At 45.3% G+C, this 21783-nt stretch carries 16 protein-coding genes; 2 read left to right on the top strand and 14 right to left on the bottom strand.

Annotated features, from left to right (window positions below):
• Nucleotides 1–71 precede the first annotated feature (71 nt).
• The 11 genes from ACTQ16_RS15020 to ACTQ16_RS14970 form a co-directional block, all read right to left on the bottom strand.
• Complete coding sequence (locus ACTQ16_RS15020) at nt 72–2183, bottom strand: rhamnogalacturonan lyase (protein ID WP_441938159.1); 2112 nt, start codon at nt 2181–2183, stop codon at nt 72–74.
• Nucleotides 2184–2386: 203 nt separating this feature from the next.
• Nucleotides 2387–4570, bottom strand: a complete 2184-nt coding sequence (locus tag ACTQ16_RS15015) for a RagB/SusD family nutrient uptake outer membrane protein (protein WP_299399880.1) — start codon at nt 4568–4570, stop codon at nt 2387–2389.
• Nucleotides 4571–4583: 13 nt separating this feature from the next.
• Entirely contained in the window at nt 4584–7676 is a 3093-nt protein-coding gene (locus ACTQ16_RS15010; protein WP_441938165.1) for a SusC/RagA family TonB-linked outer membrane protein, read from the bottom strand.
• A 400-nt stretch (nt 7677–8076) separates the two neighbouring features.
• Nucleotides 8077–8640 (bottom strand): DUF5675 family protein, encoded by a 564-nt coding sequence (locus tag ACTQ16_RS15005; RefSeq protein WP_441938158.1) that lies wholly within the window; start codon nt 8638–8640, stop codon nt 8077–8079.
• 20 nt (nt 8641–8660) lie between these two features.
• The gene (locus ACTQ16_RS15000) at nt 8661–11411 is read right to left on the bottom strand and encodes a hypothetical protein (RefSeq protein ID WP_441938156.1); all 2751 of its coding nucleotides are present in this window, start codon (nt 11409–11411) and stop codon (nt 8661–8663) included.
• A gap of 204 nt (nt 11412–11615) precedes the next feature.
• Nucleotides 11616–12704 carry a BRO family protein gene (locus ACTQ16_RS14995; RefSeq protein WP_294971266.1) on the bottom strand — a complete coding sequence of 363 codons (1089 nt, stop codon included), beginning with the start codon at nt 12702–12704 and terminating at the stop codon, nt 11616–11618.
• A gap of 318 nt (nt 12705–13022) precedes the next feature.
• A complete protein-coding gene (locus ACTQ16_RS14990) occupies nt 13023–13526 on the bottom strand; it encodes a hypothetical protein (protein ID WP_294971268.1) in 504 nt (167 codons plus the stop codon).
• Nucleotides 13527–13870: 344 nt separating this feature from the next.
• Nucleotides 13871–14311, bottom strand: coding sequence for a hypothetical protein (locus tag ACTQ16_RS14985; protein ID WP_295346094.1), 441 nt, complete (start codon nt 14309–14311; stop codon nt 13871–13873).
• 358 nt (nt 14312–14669) lie between these two features.
• Complete coding sequence (locus ACTQ16_RS14980) at nt 14670–16034, bottom strand: DNA cytosine methyltransferase (RefSeq protein WP_441938154.1); 1365 nt, start codon at nt 16032–16034, stop codon at nt 14670–14672.
• Nucleotides 16035–16060: 26 nt separating this feature from the next.
• A complete protein-coding gene (locus ACTQ16_RS14975; protein ID WP_441938152.1) occupies nt 16061–17074 on the bottom strand; it encodes a DNA cytosine methyltransferase in 1014 nt (337 codons plus the stop codon).
• Between the two features lie 8 nt (nt 17075–17082).
• On the bottom strand, nt 17083–17313 hold the full coding sequence (locus ACTQ16_RS14970) for a helix-turn-helix domain-containing protein (protein ID WP_317585018.1): 231 nt from the start codon (nt 17311–17313) through the stop codon (nt 17083–17085).
• A 307-nt stretch (nt 17314–17620) separates the two neighbouring features.
• Here ACTQ16_RS14970 and ACTQ16_RS14965 point away from each other — a divergent pair, with 307 nt between their 5' ends.
• Nucleotides 17621–18139 carry a hypothetical protein gene (locus tag ACTQ16_RS14965; RefSeq protein WP_441938150.1) on the top strand — a complete coding sequence of 173 codons (519 nt, stop codon included), beginning with the start codon at nt 17621–17623 and terminating at the stop codon, nt 18137–18139.
• A 21-nt stretch (nt 18140–18160) separates the two neighbouring features.
• On the opposite strand, the gene ACTQ16_RS14960 is transcribed toward ACTQ16_RS14965, so the two are convergent.
• Together ACTQ16_RS14960 and ACTQ16_RS14955 are read right to left on the bottom strand one after the other, a co-directional pair.
• Nucleotides 18161–18670 carry a hypothetical protein gene (locus tag ACTQ16_RS14960; RefSeq protein ID WP_218421265.1) on the bottom strand — a complete coding sequence of 170 codons (510 nt, stop codon included), beginning with the start codon at nt 18668–18670 and terminating at the stop codon, nt 18161–18163.
• On the bottom strand, nt 18670–18813 hold the full coding sequence (locus ACTQ16_RS14955; RefSeq protein ID WP_158577403.1) for a hypothetical protein: 144 nt from the start codon (nt 18811–18813) through the stop codon (nt 18670–18672). The genes ACTQ16_RS14960 and ACTQ16_RS14955 overlap by 1 nt, the downstream gene beginning before the upstream one ends.
• Nucleotides 18814–19247: 434 nt before the next feature.
• Between ACTQ16_RS14955 and ACTQ16_RS14950 the strand changes: the two genes are divergently transcribed.
• Nucleotides 19248–19739, top strand: a complete 492-nt coding sequence (locus tag ACTQ16_RS14950) for a hypothetical protein (protein ID WP_441938148.1) — start codon at nt 19248–19250, stop codon at nt 19737–19739.
• 246 nt (nt 19740–19985) lie between these two features.
• On the opposite strand, the gene ACTQ16_RS14945 is transcribed toward ACTQ16_RS14950, so the two are convergent.
• A complete protein-coding gene (locus ACTQ16_RS14945) occupies nt 19986–20951 on the bottom strand; it encodes an Rpn family recombination-promoting nuclease/putative transposase (protein ID WP_441938146.1) in 966 nt (321 codons plus the stop codon).
• Between the last annotated feature and the right edge of the window lie 832 nt (nt 20952–21783).

Here is a 21783-nt window from a genome sequence, read left to right as displayed (position 1 = left end):
CTACATTTTTTATCAAATTATTATCGTTATATTATATACAAGAGAATTCTTCACTCTTCGTTCTTCATTCTTCACTTAATCCTTTCTGCATGATCGGGCAGATAATATCCCAGATGTGGAGGCTGGTTATAGCCTACATTCTGCCATGCCACTCCCATACGGTAAATATGGTCGTGCATCAGGGTTGGAACCCGATATTCCGTAGGGAAATTGGTGGTGAAGATGTTGAGATGCGATGCATCGCTCTTGTCCCAATAGATGACTTCCTCTCGCCAGTCGCCGAAGAGGTCAGCCTGCAGATTCGGGGTCGCCTTCGACCAGTTGCAACTCACCGAGTTTCCCATCTCGTAGAGCTGTTTTCCATTGCTCAAAGGCAAAGCCACCGCCTCGCTGCCGTTCCATTTCTGGAGATAAGGAGGAAAATGAGGAGAACGCCCGTTTGCCAGAAGTTCATCCTGCAAGTCACCATCCCAATAGATCCGGAAGTTCATTGCCGGCATTCTGGAAACAGCTCTGAAACTCGTTTTCTCATTACTTCTGAAATGATCAGCTTCATGATTCTTCTGAGAGGATAAAGATGATTCTGCCGAAACAGGCTTACCCTTAATGTCTCTTACTACAGGAGCATCCGAACACCAATATTCATATCCCCGATGCCTGGAATCGATATCAGCAGCCACTCCTCTTCCGGTATCTTCCTTATCGAGTGTACGGAACAGGATTTCGCCTGTTCTCGCATCCCGCAGGTCAGAACCGTAAGGATATTCTTCGTGTACCATAAAATATTCCAAGCCCGGACGGTCGGGATCCAGGTCAGCAAGATGCTGCGCATCGCCATGTCCCAATCCGGTAGAATACAACAAGGTTCCGTCAGGGTTGATGGCAGCCGAACCGTATGTGATTTCGTCACGTCCGTCTCCGTCCACATCGCCCACAGCCAGACTGTGCGCTCCCTGGGCATAGGCAGTTGCCTTACATCCATGAGCTTCCTTCAGCACCTTTCCGTCGGCATCGGTCACCTTCCAGTCGTTGGGAGTCAGCGAAGCATGGAGCCATTTGGTCTTGAGTTCCTTTCCGTCGAAATCTACCGCCCAGAGATAAGAGCGGGTATAATAGCCACGGCACATTACGGCACTCGGCTTCTTGTCGGCACCCTCCAGGAAAGCCACTCCAGCCAGGTATCGCTCGCCACGGTTGCCATAGTTTGCCTTGTCGCCCCAAACAGAAGAGTAGGCAGGGAATCCGTTCTCCAGATGCTCCCCCTCTTCCACCTGATTGCCCGTACCGAAGGCTCGGTTGGGCTCATACCAGATGGTATGCATCGCCTTTCCGGTTTCGCCATGGAAGACCGTCAGCAGTTCAGGACCGGTCATAATGCGACCTCTGGAATTGCTATAGTCGGCATGGTTGTCGATGGAGCGGATTCCTTCATCCGTAGCCACATCGCTCACAAACCTGCCCCTGGCATCTACCGACCCAGCCGATGTCTTGCAGACCATTTCTGCCTTGCCATCGCCGTCGAAATCATAGACCAGGAACTGGGTATAGTGGGCACCGGCACGGATATTCTTACCCAGATTGATGCGCCAGAGCTGGGTTCCGTCGAGCTTGTAGCAGTCGAAGATGACCTCTCCCGTATAGCCGTCATGCGAATTGTCATGGGCATTGGTCGGGTCCCATTTCAAGATGATTTCATATTCTCCGTCTCCATCCACATCGCCCACGCTACAGTCGTTGGGTGTATATTCGTAGGATTTTCCATCGGGAGTGACACCGCCGGCAGGACGGTTGATGGGCAGGGAGCGATAGAGATCATTCCATGGCTTCACCGCCTTCGAAACTTCTCTTTCAGCCGGAGCATCCATCCTGGGTTCCTTCTGATAAGTGATGATTCGATAGCTGCTGGCAGCAGAACCTTTCCGGTCTGTATAATTGGTCAGCTTCACCTGATGGGCGATAATCTTTCCATCTCTTTCTATGTCGAAGCATACGTTCTTGCTGTCCGTACCCAGCAATCGCCAGCTGAGGAAGATTCCCTTGTCCTGGGCAGGCAAAGCCACCAGGCCACGGTCCAGCTTCTCCATCTGCGATACCGGAGTCGGCACTTGAGCATGGAGATGAGAGCAGGGAGCCATTGTCAGCGCCATACTCATCATCGGAAATAACATTTGTTTGATTTGCATGATGATAGTTGTTTATTATTTTGTATTTCTGCTACAAAAGTACGCATAATCCGGTTCATCTACCTGGTAAAAATATCCAAAGAAGCGGACAATCATACAATTCGTCTGTTATTTTCCCGTATGAGAAGAAAAAGGCGATACCTTTCTGCCAGGAGAAAGATACCGCCCTTTGTCATATATGATTCTGTTCTATAGATATCCGATTAGTAACCAGGATTCTGCATCTTCTCCTTCTCCTCATTGCTCAGGGAAGCACCGTTCTCGTTGGTAATACCGTCGAGGAATGACTGAGGAATTGGACGATAGTAATGCTTGGCTGGATCAAACTTGCCCTGTCCACCAGTAGAAGCATCACTAAACGCATTCCAGCGAGCTTCCAAAGTCTTGGTACGAGCCAAATCTTCCCAACGCTGACCTTCACCAATCAACTCTCGTGTACGTTCATCCAAGAGGAAACACATGAACTTATCATAGTCGGATGTCAATTTCAAAGCTTCGTAGATAGGCTGTTCAACCTTAGAGTTGAGCACATCCTCAATACCATTCAGATGCATATTACTCTCAGTAGAAGCAGTAGTCTCGGCAATGTTGTTTGACTCATAATAAGTATTCTCCTCTGTATAGATAGAACCCTCGGCAGAGAATCCACCACCCTTTCCTGTACAAGCAGAGTTCTTCTTATAAGCCTGTCCACCATCACGGCTGATAGAGCGGTCCTCGCCAGCCTTGTAACCGGCACGGTCACGTACCATATTCAGGTAAGTGATGGCATTTCCATAATCCTTCTTGCGGATATAAGCCTCAGCTACCATCAGAACATCATCGGCAGAACGGGCAATGATGGCATCACGGGTTCCAAACTGTGAAGCGATAGATTCACGTGCACCGTCACGGAACTTGCTCAAAGCCACGCTTCTGTTGTGGATACTACCCAGAATATAGTAGTTACCAGAACGCTCAGCAGGATTGCTCTGTGTATTGAAGCTGAAAGACTGACCAGCATAGTAGCGTACGAAAGTATGCTCTGGAACAAGTTTACCATTCTTCAAAACATAATCCTCTGACTTTTTCTCTGAACCATCAGCATTCAAAGCTGGAGTAAAACGAGTATCGCCAGGATTATTGACGATATACTTGATACCAATCTCACCACCCTTGAAACGATGATCGCCTGGATCTGTTTCTGTAGGAACCTTCACATCATCAGGATAATACTCTGGGTGTGCCTTATAGACATCATCCGTAATCTCCAGCTTTCCTGTGTCCTTATTCTTCTTGGTAGTAATCCAATATGGAGCACCTGCTGTATAATTAGCACCATACTTGGTTATGAATGACTTCCAGAAACGGGAATCATTCACACGGTCAAATACCTGCATAGAATACTCTGTAGCACTGACGTAAGAGAACTCACGACCACCAGAGATATCACGCTTGCAACCTGCTATATTCTGATAGACTGATGGATAGTAGAGATGGAACTGGTTACCGAAGCGTCCATGCGTGCTGGCACCATCATTAGAGAACTGTGCAGCAAGCACCACCTCACTGACATTCTCATTGGCACCATTAGGCTCTGTATAATCCCACAGTTCCTGGAAGTTCTGGCACAATGGGTGGGCAGCTATTACTTCCTTACCGTACTTGATGACAGCATCCAGGTCGGCATCCTTGTACTGAGCATTCCAGCTATCATGCAATTCAGAGGCACGATACAGATGAGCCTTTGCCAGGAAATGGGCAGCAGCCGACTTAGTTAGGCGACCAACCTGCTTTCCTTCTGGAGATTCAGGCAACAATTCGTATGCCTTCTGGAAATCAGAAATAATCTGGGCAAAGCACTCTTCCTCGCTATTACGAGTATAAGTATAATTAATCTTACCATTGCTTGGCTCCAGCTTCAAAGGCACACCTCCATACTGCTTTACCAGCTCGAAATAAGCAAAAGCACGGAGGAAGTAACCCTCACCCAAACGGTTGTTGTAAGTGCTCACCTTCTCACCATAATATAATGGAGTATTCTGGATGACAAGATTGGCTGGTTCTACGAGACCATACATATTGTCCCACAATGGTTGGTTGGCAGCAGTTTCACCCGAGTTCAGGTCGGTGCTGTATGCATTATAAGAGGTGATGTTGTTGGCACCACTGGTAAACTCATCGATACCCATACCATAGAGATAAATACCCCAGATATAGTTATACTTAAACTTCAATTTCTGGTAAGCACCCGTTACCAGGTCGTCAATACCTTCCTTAGTCTGGAAATAAGCCGTACCTTTCTCAGTAACCAGCTTCTCGTCAAGGAACGAATCACTACAAGAAGTAACAGTTCCTAAAGTTGCACCTGCAATCAGTGCTGCATATAATATTTTGTTTGTCTTCATGATGTATCTGTATTTAGAATCCAATGTTTAATCCGATAACCCAGCTCTTGATGGTTGTACCAGAACCATAAGAAGTAGAGTTGTTATCATAACTCAAGAGGTCGGTATCAAGCCACTTACACTTCTTATAGATAGTGAATGGGTTCATAGCCTGAACATAAACCTTGAGATTGCTCATACCCAACTTGCTGGTCATATTCTTAGGGAAGGTATAACCCAGAGAAATGTTACGCATCTTGATGTACGAACCGTCCTGATAGTTCATTGAGCCAGAAAAAGTATCGGCATTCTGTCCCTGAGAACCTGGAGAATAATACTCGGCATCCTCATTGATATCCTTAATCCAATAATCCACATCACGCATAGCATACATACCACCGAGGGTTTCTGCACCCTTGGCTACAGTAAACTTCCAACGGGCATAGATGAAGCAAGACAACTCGAAGTTCTTGTAGCTGAAGGTATTGTGCCAACCGCCTGACCAGCGTGGACGAACCTTACCTACAATCTGACGGTCGTTGGCGTCAATCTTGCCGTCAGGATTTACATCCTTCACCTTGATCTGACCCGGCTTGCGACCAAACTTGGCAGCTTCTTCTGCCTCAGAGGTCTTCCAGATTCCATCATATACATAGTCGTAGTAAACACCGATTTCCTCACCTACGAAGAGACGGTCGTTTACGTTCTCCTTCACGCCATTGTTCAACTTATCCACACGGTTGCGGTCGATGGTCCAGGTAAGACTGGTATTCCATTCGAAATTCCTGGTCTTCACAGGGATGGCATTCAACTGCAGGTCAACACCCCAACCGGAAGTCTCACCTACGTTGGCAAATGTGCTGGTATAACCGGTGAGAGATGGGATGGTGGTAGCCAGAATCAGGTCGGTAGTCTTGTTGTGATAGTAGTCAACACTACCACTGATACGGTTGTTGATGAAGCCGAAGTCGAGACCTAAGTTCCACTGCTTGGTCTTCTCCCAACCGAGGTCGAGGTTCGCCATCTTGTTAGGATTCTTGGCAGAAGCATCAGAAGGCAAGTAACCCACTGTAGGATCCATACTGCCCCATGCATAGTAGTTGCTCTGAACAGCACCCTGAGTAGCGTATGCAGATACAGCATAGTTACCGGAAATACCATAACCCAGACGAAGTTTCAAATTGCTTATGAAATCAGCCTTCTGCATAAACTTCTCCTGATCAATACGCCAACCAAGAGCTACAGATGGGAATGACGCCCACTTATGACCATCAGACAACTGAGAAGCACCATCGGAACGAACACTGGCTGTCAACATATACTTGTCTGCATAGGTATAGTTCACACGAGCCATGTAGGAAGCAAGCGAAGTTTCAGTCAGCCCCGTAGAATAAGCCTGCGGATTTCCCAAAGAACTTGTATTCCACCAAAGCTCCTCTGCACTCGCTACATAAGCCTTGATATTACCATTCTCTGAATGATATTTGGATGCACTCTGCAAAAGGGTCAGGCCGATGCGATGGTTCTTGGCAATGGTCTTGTTGTAGTAAATCAGGTTATCGAGTGTCCAGGATACCTTGTTGGATGGGTTGTACTGAGCCACGTTGTTGCCGTCGCCGTTGATACCGTCAGCAGCATTGGCGATGCCCAGACGATAGTACTGCAGTTCAGGACCAAACTGGATGCGGTACTGCAAGCCCTCCAATGGCTCCCATACCTTACCGAAATCTACCTGAGCGTAGGCGCTGCCGTTGATGCGGAAGTTGGTACGCTTGTTGGTATTGTATTTCAACTCATCGATAGGGTTGATGATGTTCACGTTGTAAGCCCATGGATTGCGGATATAGTTGCCCTCAGAATCGTAAGGCACGGTCCATGGAATCATGGTATTCAGTGCATTGTAGTAATCGCCCGCACCGGTTACTGACTTGCTGTAGTTGTAACCGTAGTTCTGGGTTCCGTATGAAGCATTCATGGTGAAGCCCAATGTCAATGGAGCTACTGGTCTAGCCTCGAAAGATGTATTCAGGGTAAAGCGCTGATAGCTCTGGCCTGGCTGTACGCCCTTCTGGTCTAAATAGCCAAATGAGCCATAACCCTTGAACTTATCTGTACCACCAGAAGCACTGAGTGTATGCTCATGGGTGATACCGGTCTGCTTACCATGAGAAGCCCAGTCGTAAGAGCCTACCAATTCCGGATGATAAGTACCATCTACCCAAGCCTGGTTGATATTCGCCCAGCTGTCTGCCTGACCGCCGAAAAGCTTCACATCACCCTCATAATTAGGAGCAAAGTCTTGGTTTTTATCACCATAGAGTCCCTGATTATATGCAGCCAGTCGGGCATAGTCTATCCACTGTGTGGCATTCATCATCTTGGTTACGTCGTGGAGAGTTGAGAAGGTAACGGTACCTGCATAGTTCAAGGTAACCTTGCCTTCCTTACCCTTCTTGGTAGTAACGAGCACAACACCGTTGGCACCACGTGCACCATAGATAGCGGTAGCAGAAGCATCCTTCAATACCTCGATGCTCTCGATATCCTGAGGGTTGATATTATCGATACCACCGTTCTGGATAATCATACCGTCTACTACATAGAGCGGAGTACTTTGGGCACCGATGGAGCGCTGACCACGGATAGTGATGCTACCCACTGTACCAGGACGCTGGGAGTTGGTGATATCCACACCGGCAGTCTTACCCTGCATACCCTCCAGGGCATCCTTTACAGGCATCGCTGTCAGGTCCTTTGAATCCAGGTGAGCCAAGGCTCCGGTCACATCGCTCTTGCGCTGCACACCATAACCTACTACCACGACTTCATCCAAAGCCTTGTTATCTTCCTGCAATGTTACCTTCAGATCGCTCTTTCCGGCAACGCTTATCTTTTGGGCAATATAGCCGATATATGAGATTTCCACAGTAGCATTCTTTGGCACATTGGTCAAAGTAAAGTTACCATCTAGATCAGTTACGGCACCATTGGTAGTGCCTACTACTTTAACACTGGCGCCAATGACTGGCTCGCCCATGTTATCTACAACTGTACCTTTTACTGTTTTAGCTTGCTGTACTACATTTGTAGCCGCATTCACCTGAGTTGCTCCTACAGGGGAGAACATCAATGCTGAGCAAAAAAGAGTAACAGGCAAAACAGACTCTTTAAAAAATAGTTTGTTGTCCATGTCTTATTACGTTTTTTGGTTTATTTGTTATTATTTCGGTCGCAAAAGTACACTAATTCTTGCCAACAATACTTAATATTTTGGCTATTCACCCTTATTATTTGACATTTATTAGTTTTTTTGCCATTTTCGTTCATGTTCAAGCTTCAGAAGGGAGGGAGGAAGGGGAGTGTTCAAGAGTTAAAGGAGTTAAGGAATTAAGGAGTTAAGACGTATGTCTTGCTGCTTAAAAAACTACGCCAAAAAGACTATTGTCTTAACTCCTTTAACTCCTTAACTTCTGAACACTTCTGAACCTGCGAAACTTCTATATATATAATTAAGGTGTACCCCCCGGCTAGATGATGGTAATCCAGACGGATTCACCCTTTCCCCTCGCTTCGCCGATGCACTTCTTCAGGCGATGCAGCCAGATGCGGGAGTTCACCACCATGCCCTTCTGCCTGTTCTCGCCCACCAGGATGCAGCCCTGGGTATCGTCGGGATAGTTGCCGGCATGGATGCGGATGCCCTCGAAATCAGGCACACCCTGAAGATACGGCAACCACTCCTTGAAACGGGGCGACTTGGTAACGAACAACGGATAGGTGCCTTCGGGGATGGCGGTATGTCCCTTCATCTTCTGCGCCTTCTTGCCCGATACCCTGCCCAGGCGCACGTTCTCCTCCTCAGGCTGCAGTTCCACGCCCTTCAGATTGCGCCACGTCGGCTCCAGGGTATCGCAGAAATAGTTCTCCTCCGACAGCAGCTTGCCGTCTACCGTGTGTTCAAACCATCGCTTCAGCTGGGGATGCGCCCAAGAGGAATGCACCTTCCGCTCTACCTCCTCATCCTTCAGGATAAAGAGGCGTCCGATGGTATAACTGTTCTTTTTAGCTATACGCTTCAATACAATTTCCATAAATTTCAATTAATTAAAGTTTAGGAATCAAGCTCCTGACCGTCATGACGGTATTTGAGCTTCTTAAAACTGTAACTTCTGTAACCGTAACCGTTTTTGCCGTCCTCAGATTCCATGCGCACGATATACTTGCGATAAATCCATTGCTTGATGACGTTCTTGCAGCCCTGCGCTTTCAGTCCGTGTTCCAGACGGATGGCTTCCAGCTGCGGTTCGGTGAAGACATCGGGCAGAAGCTGCAGGATATTCTCCGGTCCTCGCTTTGAACTCTTCTCTGCAGTGCTCGCCTCCTTGGCTATCATATCCCCGAAGAAACGCATCTTGCAGTAGAGGTCGTAGCGCTCGCTCCAGCGGATGAAATCCTCTATTTCCGGCTCCCATCTGTAGCCGTTTGCCACATAGAGCACGCACGCCTTCAGATAGGCGATGACGTTGGCACGGAACGAGAAATTCTCGAAGATGCGGTTCTGCGAGGTACGGGAAAACTCGGCATTCTCGTTCTTCAATACCTCGGCAAGCCGATACGCCTCTTCGCATTCCACCAGCCCCGTTGCCATACAGAGATTTTCGATGTAGGGCTTCAGGGCTTTTCTGAATTCATCATCGTAGGTTCCATATACCGGGATGTCCTCACCGATATCACGCTCCGGAATGGTACTGAAATTGATACGGCTCAGCGGACCGTCGGTCAACACCTTGGAGAAATAGCGCTGCCCCTTGTCAATGGTGGTGGAAGCATTCCAGTTGAAACGGATGGTGACACGCTCGGTTACGCTCTGGGTTCCCACACGAGTCTGACCATATTGATTATCTGGGTCGAAAGCGAGACACATGATGCGGAACTGCTGATTGCCGATACCCTTCAAAGCATCAAACTGGTCAATCTCATTGAGCGAAGTATAAAGAAAATGTTCCTTTGCTTCAGCGGTACGCATCACGAAGGCAGGATTGGTCATATCGGCATCAATCTCCTGAATAATCAGATTTTCAGGGCGTTTGCGCTTATCCTTGTTGGCACCCTTTCGCATCATCTCCTCTTTCCATTCCTTCTCACGCTTCAGGTTTTCGGCATCTCTTTTACGGATATCCTCCATGATGAAATCGATAGGTTTCTGTACACAACTTTTACCAGCACCAGTGCCTGCAAGCAGACAGGTCATCAGGGTAGCTTCGTGCTCCACGTTATCGATATATCTGAATTTCGTTCTCCAGAGATGGGTAGCCAGCGGAGGGAAAATGGCGCAAGCCACGGCCGGCTGATAAATCTCCGGTGTCTTCGAGATAAGTAACTCCACCAGCTTCGGCAGCTTCTTCGGCATCGGTGGAGGGGCGGGATACTCTTCTTCGTTACTTTGAACTCCGTTACTTTGAACTTGGAACATTGAACTTTGAACTGTATGATTACCCGCCAGGCGTTCACGTTCCGGGGATTTGCAATCCCCGGCAAGCAAGCTCTTAGCCGCCTGCTCCGCCAAGGCATTCACCCGAATCACGTCTCTCGAGAAAGGCTTGGAGCTATCCCCATATTTCGCATAGAAATCATGGATAAGCTGGTGGCAGTCAGGTTCCTGATAATAGCTCGGCATCTTCTCTGCCACCACCTTCATCAGCTCCTCCTCACTCATCACACGAGAAGCGCCAGCGCTCATGATGGCGAGCAGAGAGGAGTGCCTTGACCCGATGGTATCGATATTCATCCCCTTCAGTCCCGCAGATTCCTGAAACAGGTCGAAGGCTATCAGATTCTTCTCACTGGCAGAACCTGCTTCTGAGGCTGCCAATCTGCCAGCATTCTGAGCATCTCCAGCAGGGCTGAGATGAGAATCAGCAACACGATTGCTATCACCAGGTTGGGCAGGCTGAATAGCAGAGCCAGAAGAAACAGCGTTATCGCCACTAGTGCCCGGAAATCTATTGTCTTCACTTTGAACATTGAACTTTGAACATTGAACTTTATGATTACTTTGAACTTTGAGATTTGAACTTGGAACTTTATGATTACTATCGCTAGGTATTTGCCCCTGAAAGTCCCCCGCCAGGCGTTCCGGGGATTTGCAATCCCCGGCAAGCAAGCTGTAGCGAGCCGTCCCCTTACCGTCAATCGTAAGCCCACGCTTCAAGAAAGCCTCTCTACGGGCTTTCAGCTCCTCTGCGGGCAGCACCCCATACCAGTCCTTGGAGCGGTAAATCTCCGAGTCTTTATCCGTGATATAGATCATTCTTTCGGGCGAGATGCAGCTCTCATCATAAGGCACGCCCAGCGCCTCACAATACGCCTTCTGCGTCTCCTCGATGGTCATCCCTATCGGCATGCGGATGTCGATATGCAGCTTATTTTTTGCAGAATACTCCAGGTGCAGCAGCATCCCTTTCCAGATGCTGTCGCTGCAGTTCAGCTCGCGCGCCTTCTCCAGCGCCTGCTCCACAAACTCCTTATCATCCACATCCACGGTAGTCTGAAAAAGGAAAGCCGTAGGGTCAGCATTGCTCTGCGATCTACGGTTTTTCAGAAAACGGTAGTAGTGAGCACAACGGAAGGGCAACTGCCCCTTGATTCTCTGTCGTGCCTTGGCGAGCTGGGCATCATCAGTCCTGTCCACGCTGCGAATGGACTTCTCGCCACGAATCTGCAGCACCATCTCGTGCAGCCATGGCAGCGAGATGGTCTTGTCATAAGCTGAGAGCGGCTGGCAGCTTGCGCTGCCCTTATTCCCCCCTCGGAACCCATTGAATGCAATCCAATGTTGCATCGTTTCATTTTTCATGTCCATAATAATATTAAAAAGAAATTAACGCCAAAGCCCCCCTCCTCCAGAAGAAAGCCCCTCCAGAAGGAGCAAGGAAGGAACGAAGGAGGAGCGAAGAAGGGAGCCGCAGAAGGAGCAAGGAAGCCCCCTCTGAGCCACCGTTCCAGGCGTTTCCAACGCCTGGTCCCCTTCCTCAAGTCCCCCGCCAGAAGCAGACCCCCTCCTTCTTTACCCCAGGCTCTTCACCTCGTACATCTCCGCGAGCTCCCAGTAACGATGCGCCAGGTCGTGAATAAACTTCCTGCCCTTTTCGGTCCATACCAGATAGGTATGCGTCACCGCCTTGCCCATCTTCTCCTTTCTTCCGTCGCAGTTCGGGTCCAGAAAGGCTTGATAACGGGTGCGGCTCTTCGCCAGTCCCATGTGCGCATACTCCGCATAGAGCAGATACTGCCCACTCTGGTAATACTGCACATGCAGCGCACAGAGCGAGCGGTTCAGTTCCTGCGCCGTGATACCCAGCTCCTTCGCCACCTGGGTGGTGGTGAAGCACGAAACGGAATCCAGCACATTGTCGCTGTAAATCGCCTTAGGCAGAAGCCCGTCCACCTGCTTCTCCAGGTTGATGACGTTCTCGCCCTGGATAGAAGCCCATCTCGTCTGCTCATCCAGCACTCCGTTGAGACGTCTGATCTCCACATCCTGCTCGTCGATGAGTTTCTTGTCAAGTCCCAACTGCACTTCCTGCTGATGCAGCAGTTTCTTCTGCTGCTCCAGCAGCATCTCCTTTTCCTTCAGGGTAGCACGGAGAATCTCCTCGGCATTGCGAATCATCTCCTCCTCGCTCTCCCCTTCATGCACCGGGATATAACCGCCCGTCTTGCGAATCTGAGGCAGCACCACCGAGGTAACCCAATCCTTGAACTTCAAAGCCGAAGCCAACTTAGAACCGAGCACCAGGGCATAAAATCCGCTCTCGTTGACGAAGTTCATCTGCACGTTCTGCACCTTTCCTTCAGAAACGCCAAAACGATTTTTGACAGTTCTAGCAATGCGGTATTTCGCCGTATCGCTAGACCTAACATGCTGTCTTACAGCGTCTGTAGCTCTCTTATATCCCAGCGCATCACACAAATCCTTAGCACAGAACCAAGGCTCGCCCTTCTCATCAGTAGCGGTACGAACCATTCCGAACTCCGGATTTTCAAACACACACACAGGTGCAGCCACCTTCTTATTTTTAGAAGACTGTGCACCACACTTGGCAGGGCTAGCAGCCTTGCTGCCCCCCACCTTCTGATTCATTAAATTTGTCATAAATAATAAAATTAAATGTAAATAATTGAACTTTTCGCAAGTCAGCCCCTTAGAACATATCATAAAGTTCAAAGTTCAATGTTCAATGTAAAAAAAATAATTGTATCAACCTTGTCAAAGAACGATGGGCTGATACGCTGCGCCACTTACAACATGGCAGGAAACCTATCCCAGCAACCTGGCGATAGGAAACGGAAAAGCCCCAGACCTCAGAACCGGTATCGTTCTGAAATCTGGGGCAAATGTACGGCGATATTTTGGATAAAAAATGGGGCGTACCCGTACGGTCGTACTAGTACTACTTACCAAAAAGCCGCATTATCGTAAATATTCTTTGATTTTTTCACCAAAATCCAATATAGAAGGCATAGAAAGCGCATCATTATAACGGGTTCTCATCACAGAAGGCTTCATATTCCAAAATCTCGAAAACACCTTCCATACATTATTTATCCCCAATGCAACGGATATCTGAAAAGCAAGATATGCTTTCTGATAATTGGAAAGATTGAGTGGTTGGAAATTCTCATCTAAAATCTCCTCCTTATATAATCTCATCAGGATTCTTGCCGCCTTCTCACTCTTTAATTCTTCAGGCAACTGAGGGATAAAAGGCAGAAGCGGCATAACTTTCTGAGAAAAACCAGATTTATCTTCTCCTTTATCCTTACCTTCATTCACATCCTCAAAGTCAGCTTCATTGAGATTGCTATCTGATGAAGAACCAGATGATGCTTTATCAGAAGACCCACCGAAGATGTTGTTACCAAAATGCCAATCTGGTGCATTTTCGAAATTAACATTTAAGTTTATTGTCATCATTCTGCAGATTAACTAGTTGTTGAACACTTGTAGTCATCTCCAACATGCGCTTGCCGTTGAGAGAAACTACGATACATACACTCAGGCTGATTACGCCTAAATTAGAAAGCGCAATCAAAAGAAATAAAATTGTTTTAGTCATAATACTCCCTTATTAAATCTCTTTTATGAAGAAGTGACTAAAAACTACCCTTAGCTAGTTAGAGAAGGTAGCCCTCATGATTTTCACGAGGTGAGGCAGCTATTAGACGTCGCTGGCGATACCAGCAGCACCTCAAGAATTCATGTAATTACTTTCATTTATCAATTTTTAAGTTTTTGTTGTTGTTTATGTTATCTTTTACCTATTTTACTGGGCCTGATTCACAATACTGACGGAGATCAACTTTCTTCCTAATCAAATCTTTCACCTTTTCGGCTCCAGGTCCATAGATTTCTTCATATTGTCTTTGCAGTTGCTTAATGCGTGCAAGTCTTTCGTCTCTATCCTTGATATGCTTTTTAGATTTGTAGTTGTCGACTGCCTCATGTTCAACATGAAGATAGTGACCTATTACATAGCAGAATTTTGCAATGGTTTCAAACTTTATGTTAGGATCGAAATCTAGGAATTTCCGAATCGTATCATAAGCAACATGAAAATCCTTCACGATTGATTTTCGGGGAGAAATATCCTCATCAATCATGATACCGAGAAGAGTTCCGATGCTCTCGATATAAGCTAATTTCACCGACCGGATAGCCAGAGATTCTGTATTTTCTGTTTCTGTTGTCTTTACAGCCATTGCTAATTTTATTTTATTCGTGTAAAATTAGCAATAATCGGCGGAACCCGCAAGCGTTTTACGTCTCCTTAGGACGTAAAAAGAGTGCTACTTTTTTAATGATTCTCAGAAAAGTATACAAAAAAAGGGAGAAAGTGCGCAATTTTAGCACTACACTTCCTCTCCTCGTCTTTTATGGATTGGCAGGTAATTCCGTTACCATTTCCACGGTTCTTGTGAACGACATGAGGGGTGGGAATTTTACTCCAGCGCCACGCTGAAACTCGTAAGGCTGGTCTTTTTGTCTTATATCTTGAACTTTTGCAAGTGATTCAAGTACGGGTCTTCAGCCCGTTTCAACCGTACAGTTAGAAAAGACTTATAGCTTTAGCTCCAGGATATAGGGTTTCATCTTCATACCGCCATGCTCTGAAACATAGTTTTTTATACATTCCGTTCTGTTCTCAGTTTCTACATCCAAGATTTCAAACACCCAATACTGATCACCAGAAGGATGAAATCCCAGATTCTCCAAATACATTGATGATACCAGTCTCGGTTCTACTTCTTTTAAGATAAGCAGGATATATGAACCACTTTTGTGCAGAAATAGATAATGAGGAGCTTTCATGCCCTGCGAAAATCGCATAGCACCAGCCCTTAAATCAGCCCTGACATAATAAAGCCTATTTTCTAAGGACATTCGCAACTGGTTTTCATTACGATAAGTGGCAACAAGTATTGAGCACGACTCAGACAAGACTGAAGCAAAACATTCCTTGATAGACTCTGCTATCGCCCTGCCAAGACGTGGAGGCACAGCATTGCCTACCATCTTATAGCCATCACATACATCATGATAGATAAAACGGAAATGGTCAGGGAAAGTTTGAATCCGAGCACATTCTCTCACGCTCAGCCTACGATACAAATGCTCATACCCCGGACGGAATATCTGTTTATCCCTAGATACATATATCATTTTTGGTGCCTGCGGATGCAACGGACAGTTGCGGGCTTTCGCCTGCATTGTATAGGAGACTTCATTCCATCCACGTACCCGATTTCTAGCCATATACCTATCATCAAATGGTCCCATGTAAACATCATGATTCAACCATTTTTCATATTCCATATCCACCAATTCTAAAGTATATTTTCTAGGCTCTTCTGTTATTTCACCAATAGCCTGGCGCAAGGTAATGAAACAAGAGATATCAGGTTTAGGGAATTGATATTTAACATCAATATCATTTCTTACACCTACTACAATTACACGAAAACGCTCCTGCGGTACATAATAATGCGCTGCATTCATCAACTGGTAATGCACTACATAGCCCGCATCTTTTAATTGACCAAGCATCTTCTTGAAAGTAGGAAAATGCTTATCGCTCAAGATGCCTTTCACGTTTTCTATCACGAAAAACTTGGGTTGCTTGGCTTGGATAAAATGAATGTAAGTCAAGAACATCCTGCCACGTTCATCATCCAAGCCCAGCTGCTTTCCACCCTCACTCCAAGACTGGCAAGGAGGTCCGCCTATAAAACCATCACATTCTGGAATTTCTTCCATAGTAAGTTCACGCATATCCTTTCTGCAAAGATACGTGTGCGGATGGTTTAGAAGATAAGTTTCAAATACTGCGGGGTCATTGTCGTTTGCCCAAATAACCTCAAAACCTGCTTGTTCAAAGCCTAAATCCAAGCCACCACATCCCGAAAAGAATGAAACTACTTTCATATTGCGACCTCCTATAAAAAAAACTTCTATGCCTTTTTGCTCCTGACACCTCTAGATTCAAGCGTCCTCTTAATCTGTTTTGCCATGTGATAAGCCAGATTCACGGGCACGGCATTGCCTATCATCTTATACCCCATATTAACATCGGTATAGATAAACTTGAAATCATCGGGGAACGTCTGCACTCTCGCTACTTCTCTCACCGTCATACGACGATAGAGGTGTTCCTTGCCAGGCACAAACTTCTGAAGATTCTTCTCTACCTTAATCATCTTCGGCGCCTGAGGATGGAGCTGGCACTGACGACCGCTAGCCTGTACCGTGAATCCAGGTTCATCCCAAGCTCTTACTCGATTTCTCGACATAAAGATGGGTGAGAATGCACCTATAAAGTATTCGTGGTTTGGCACCTTGCATGCATCCCCATTGCTATGATTCTTCTCCCTGGCAGGGATTGCCGAATCCTTCAAGTCCCAGATTGCCTCACGGAGCGTAGGGCGATGACTCTGGGGCGTAGGATAAACAAACTCCTTGATGCCCAGATCTTTTCTGAAACCTACATAGAACACTCGGTCTCTGTCTTCAGGAACATCAAAATCGTTGGCATTCAACATCTGAAGATTCACATCATATCCTGCCTCATCGAAGAGTGCCAGGAAGTTCTTTACAGCCTCAGCATTGCGGGCAGCCAGCATTCCTGACACATTCTCGGCAACGAAGAAGAGCTGCTGCTTATCCTTCAATATGCGAATGTAATCATAGAAGAGCTGACCTCGCGCATCATTGATGCCCTTCAGCGAACCCGCTTCGCTCCAAGACTGGCAAGGAGGACCACCGATGATTCCATCAATTTCATCTGGAAAATCAGATGGACTCAACTTCCGGATATCTCCCTCGATGAGATGAACATCGGGGAAATTGGCACGGAAGGTGGGGCAAATCTTAGCATCAATTTCATTTGCTATCATTATCCTGAAACCAGCTATTTGGAAGCCTAAATCAAGACCTCCAGCTCCTGAAAACAAACTGATCAAATTCATAGCTATCCTTATGCCTTACCCATAATATCGTCTGAGGCACAGAACTCCTTCCCGTCCCTGCCATTAATCAGACTCCTTACATCAACATCCAACACTTTAGCTATCCTATCCAGAACATTGATGGTAGGATTCCCATTGATATATTTATAGCAAGCATCTCTAGTTACGCCTAACAGTTGGCTCAATTCCTTCACAGATATACCTTTGCGCTTTAAAACTTCTTTTATCAGCAATTCCATAATTCGTTATTTTGAGATTGCAAAGATACATTCCGCGCAAATAATTCTGTAAAGAAAAAGGCCAATAAAGGCCAAAAGGAGGCCAAAGTTTGTTAATGTATAGCTATAACTATACAAATACCTGATAATCTTATAGTAATAAGTATACAACGGCATCTTACACGAATTCCAGAAACAAGGTTCCAAAAAGTCACAACATAAGAAAAGTTTACTTGATGTATAGTTACAGCTATACAAATAATAGGATTTTCTCTTGGCCATATCGACAAAAAACCTTATCTTTGCCTAGAAAATAAGATTCGGAATTATGCAAGATACAAACATTCAATACCAATTCTTTCCACGTTCCATAGGATTAATCGAACCTATGGAAGAAGTTATCAATGTATTTAAGAAAGCAGAAGATAAAATTTCGTCTTCTACAAACGACTTGAAGTCTGATGATGTTTTATCTATAGTTCGCCCGGAACTCGAAAAAATCGGTTATTGCGTAGAACAAAACAAGAAGGATGAGGGAAAAATAAAAGTACCTGTTCTTTTCGGATGCAACAACAGCATAGACAAACATTTTTATGCAGATGCCATTAGTGCAGACAGAAAAATTGTTATCGAGGTAGAAGCTGGCAGGGCCACTGAGAGCCACCAATTCTTAAAGGATATTTTCGAAGCTTCTATGATGTTTAGCGTGGAATACTTAGTGATTGCAGTGAGAAATATTTATCGCAATCACAATGATTTTGAAAGAATCTATCCGTTCTTAGAAACAATGTATATTACAAATAGAATCAAATTACCTTTGAAAGGAATTTTACTTATTGGATACTAAAACAAGGACATTCACTATGGCTTATTTATCAAAGCCTTGATGAATGTCCTTACTGATAATCTCTGCTATATCCGCATGTATCTCGCGCGACATCAAATGAATGTACACATCGTTACCACATGCATCAATGTAAATGGGAGTATCTATAACTGAGACATTTAACTTTCTGACTATTTTTTCAAACATACTAGTAAATAGCCGATTACGATATTCCTGCACCAACATTCCAGTTTCTTTTTTCTTAAAGCTCATAGGAACATCCGAGATGTCATCACATTGATAATACAATATAGCATTAGGATGACCTATAAAAAATGTTGCAATTAATTGAGATACTTTATTCAAAAGTTTCATAGGTGTTACCTTTTGGACGTTACCTAATCTCTCTAGATAAATACCCCATAATTCAAAACCCTTATCTTTCAAAAAAGAAGCCAATTCTTTTGAAAGAAACAAATCACTATCAGCAGCAAGGCGAAGGTAAAATTTATCTCCAGCACTATTAGAAAAAGAATAGACCGCCTCCTTCATCAGAACTGAAATTCAAAGTCACACTTCTCCACGTTGCGCAACTTCTCCAGTTGCTCAGCTTTATGAGCCTTCAGTTTCTTCACCCATTCTGCCATCTTGGGAGAAGAGCTCTTTATAACTATTGTTTCATTTACATGTACCATAAGCCTATAGTTTTATATATCGGGGCAAAAATACTACATTTATTTGGAAACACCAAATTTTTGGCAGAAAAATTCACTCCGACCTCCAATAATTCGATAAGACGGCGCTAATTTGATAAGTCGTCGCTCTGTGTCTGAAAAATCCGGCATAATCTTATCTATTTAGTTAATATTCAAAATGCAAAGTAAATGAATATTAGCCTAACAGACAAGTTTTCGGAGTATTTTTAGTTTTCTTTGGCCTTTAGCAGTACGCTACATGCTTTCGAAAGGCATCATAGAGGGCTTTTCGTTGCTGTACAGGTAGAAAACACAGAAAAGTTGTACTTTTATAGTCGAAATCTTAGAAATAACATTCAACATATCTATATTTTTCGTATCTTTACCGGCAAAATACGGATAGGTTTGTCCGCTAACTTAATAAAGTGAATTGTATGAAGAAATATTTGATATTCCTTATATTCATAGGACTAAGTTCCTGTATTGATGCTCAGACAGTCAAAGAAACTGTCCGTGGCAAGTATGGCGAGGACCTAGGTACAGCAGAGACTACGATAAGAGGTGGCAAGAGTGTGACTGTATATAAAGACAAGTATGGGCAAATTACTGGAACATCAGAAAGTAAGACCCACGCTTTTGGCAAGACCACTACGGTATACAAGGATAAGTATGGGCAAAAAACGGGCACCAGCACCAGTACAACAAGTCATGGATTGTTCTCTTCCAGAACGGCTTCTACCACTTATCGTGATAAGTATGGCAAGAAAACAGGTTCTAGCATCACCAAACATTCAGGAAATACAGGTACCACCGTCTATAGAGATAAGTATGGGCAGGTTACTCGCAAGGGCACTGCTAAGGGCAGGTTACCAAACAAAAGTGCCAATTATTATGGATGGAGCAGTTCAAAGTCAAGGGGGAAATGACTTCTCCACGTTGCGCAGCTTCTTGAGATTGTAAAGCTTTTGCCTGGAGTTTTAAAGCTTTTGCCCTTACAGGGCGTTGGTTTGTATATCATTAATACCCAGGGCGTTGCCCTGGGCTAGGAGCTTCTGCCCTTTCAGGGCGTACTGCTTGTGTATTACTTCTGTCCCTTACCTTCGCACCGGTGACCGTTGGTTCAGGGCGTGTGGGGCACAGTGAATGAAAACTCAGGGCGTGATATCTGTAATCTATTTCTCTCGTTTCAGCAGCAGAATTTCCTCTGCCGACAGCCCTGTTATTTCCATCACCGTAGCTGCATCCATACCATTTGCCAGCATCTTTCTGGCAATCTCAAAGCTTCGCTGGTTCATGCCTTTCTCCATGCCTTCAGCCATGCCTTTCTCCATGCCTTCAGCCAAGCCTTTCTCCATACCTTCAGCCAGGCCCTTCTCCATTACCTCAGCCAGGCCCTCTTCTTTACCTTCTCTCTTGGCGGTATCAATCGAATTCTTGATATCACGATATGCCATCTTGCTGGCTTCATACTCCCGCTGCTCCTGTGGAGTGAATTTTGCAATCTCGGCTTCTTCGAAGAGGCGGTCGAAGGCCTTGTCGCATAACGCCTTAGGGCGCTGGGTGAGCTTGTAGAGATTCTTCAGGGCATAGAGCCACTTGTCGTAGAGCGTTTCCAACTCGTCCAGCGATTTGTTGAACTTGGCGATTTCCACGCAGATAAATTCCTGCTTATCGTAGAATATCTTGTGCGTGGCAGTATCACACAACTGCACATGATGGCGGATTTTCTCCTTGTCGAATGCATCCTCGTTCATGCTGAAGTTGAGCAGGGCTACGGTATAGACATGATTGAGCTTGAAATCCCAGTCATTCCCCTTTGGTGCCTGTTCACGGATAGGAAAGGTTGAGTAGAAGAGGGAACGGTCCTTGAAATGCGCCTGGTAGGCATTCTGCATTTCCACGATAAACTTCTCGCCGTTTTCTCCTTCACAATATACGTCAAAGATGGCCCTGCGGTCGGTATATACATCTCCCACGTGTTCCGGGTTCAGATACATCACGTCCTTAACAACCTGTCTTCCGTTGAACAAGCTGTTGAGGAAACAGATCAGCAAATCCTTATTGGGAGCTGATCCGAAAATTCGCTTGAAACCGAAATCGGTCAGCAAACTGATATATCTTTCTTCTACCTGCTTCATAATCCGTATGATATTATTGTTTCGTTTATGCGAGCAAATTTACGACTTTATTTTGAAACACGCAAGGAATTCATAGAAAAGTTTTAGAAAAAGTGATCTGATAGCATTGGGGATAGCATAATTTTATCTTTTTAGTTGACAATCAAAATGCAGGGTCTGGCAGTAAGACCTGACGAAGGTGGTTACAGTGGTTACGGTTACAGAAGTTACAGTTTTCAGCGGAGGGGGTACAAGGGTTTTGGAGTACTTTCAGATTGTAAGTAATAATAATAGATAATAATATATATAAATTTATATATATTATTATCTTCTTCTAAAGAAGGGAAAGGAAACTGACTCATGAAAAACTGTAACTTCTGTAACCGTAACCACTTTTGGGGGGAAATCGGGGTAGATGGCGCAAAAGGTAAACGTAGAGTTGGGATGCACAAAACATAGAGAAACTATTTACAGAATATAGTTTTCTTATCTTAAAAAATATGACTTGTTTTTATTAACAGGATTCTCCGCAAATGTTAAATCCGTTTAACAGAACTCTGCAGGGCGTTTTTTGGCTATACCGGGAAAAAGCCGTACCTTTGCACTGTCATTCGAAGAAAGGCATCAACCTCTCTTTATAATTAACAATTAATCATTAACAAATTAAACACTAAAAATTATGGGACAAGGAACTTGTAAGTATCGTAAAGTAACGCGTACTCCACAGAGTGGAGAGAACGCTGGTAAGAAACTCTGGTATGCTACCGCAGTGAGCGACCGTGAGATGAGTTTTGAGGACTTCGTGACTCATATCTCTGAGCACAACTCGCCATACAGTCGTGGTACTATCCAC

Source organism: Prevotella sp. LCP21S3_D2, assembly GCF_052118345.1.
Classification (GTDB): Bacteria; Bacteroidota; Bacteroidia; order Bacteroidales; family Bacteroidaceae; genus Prevotella.
This window is presented reverse-complemented; position numbering and strand designations above follow the sequence as displayed.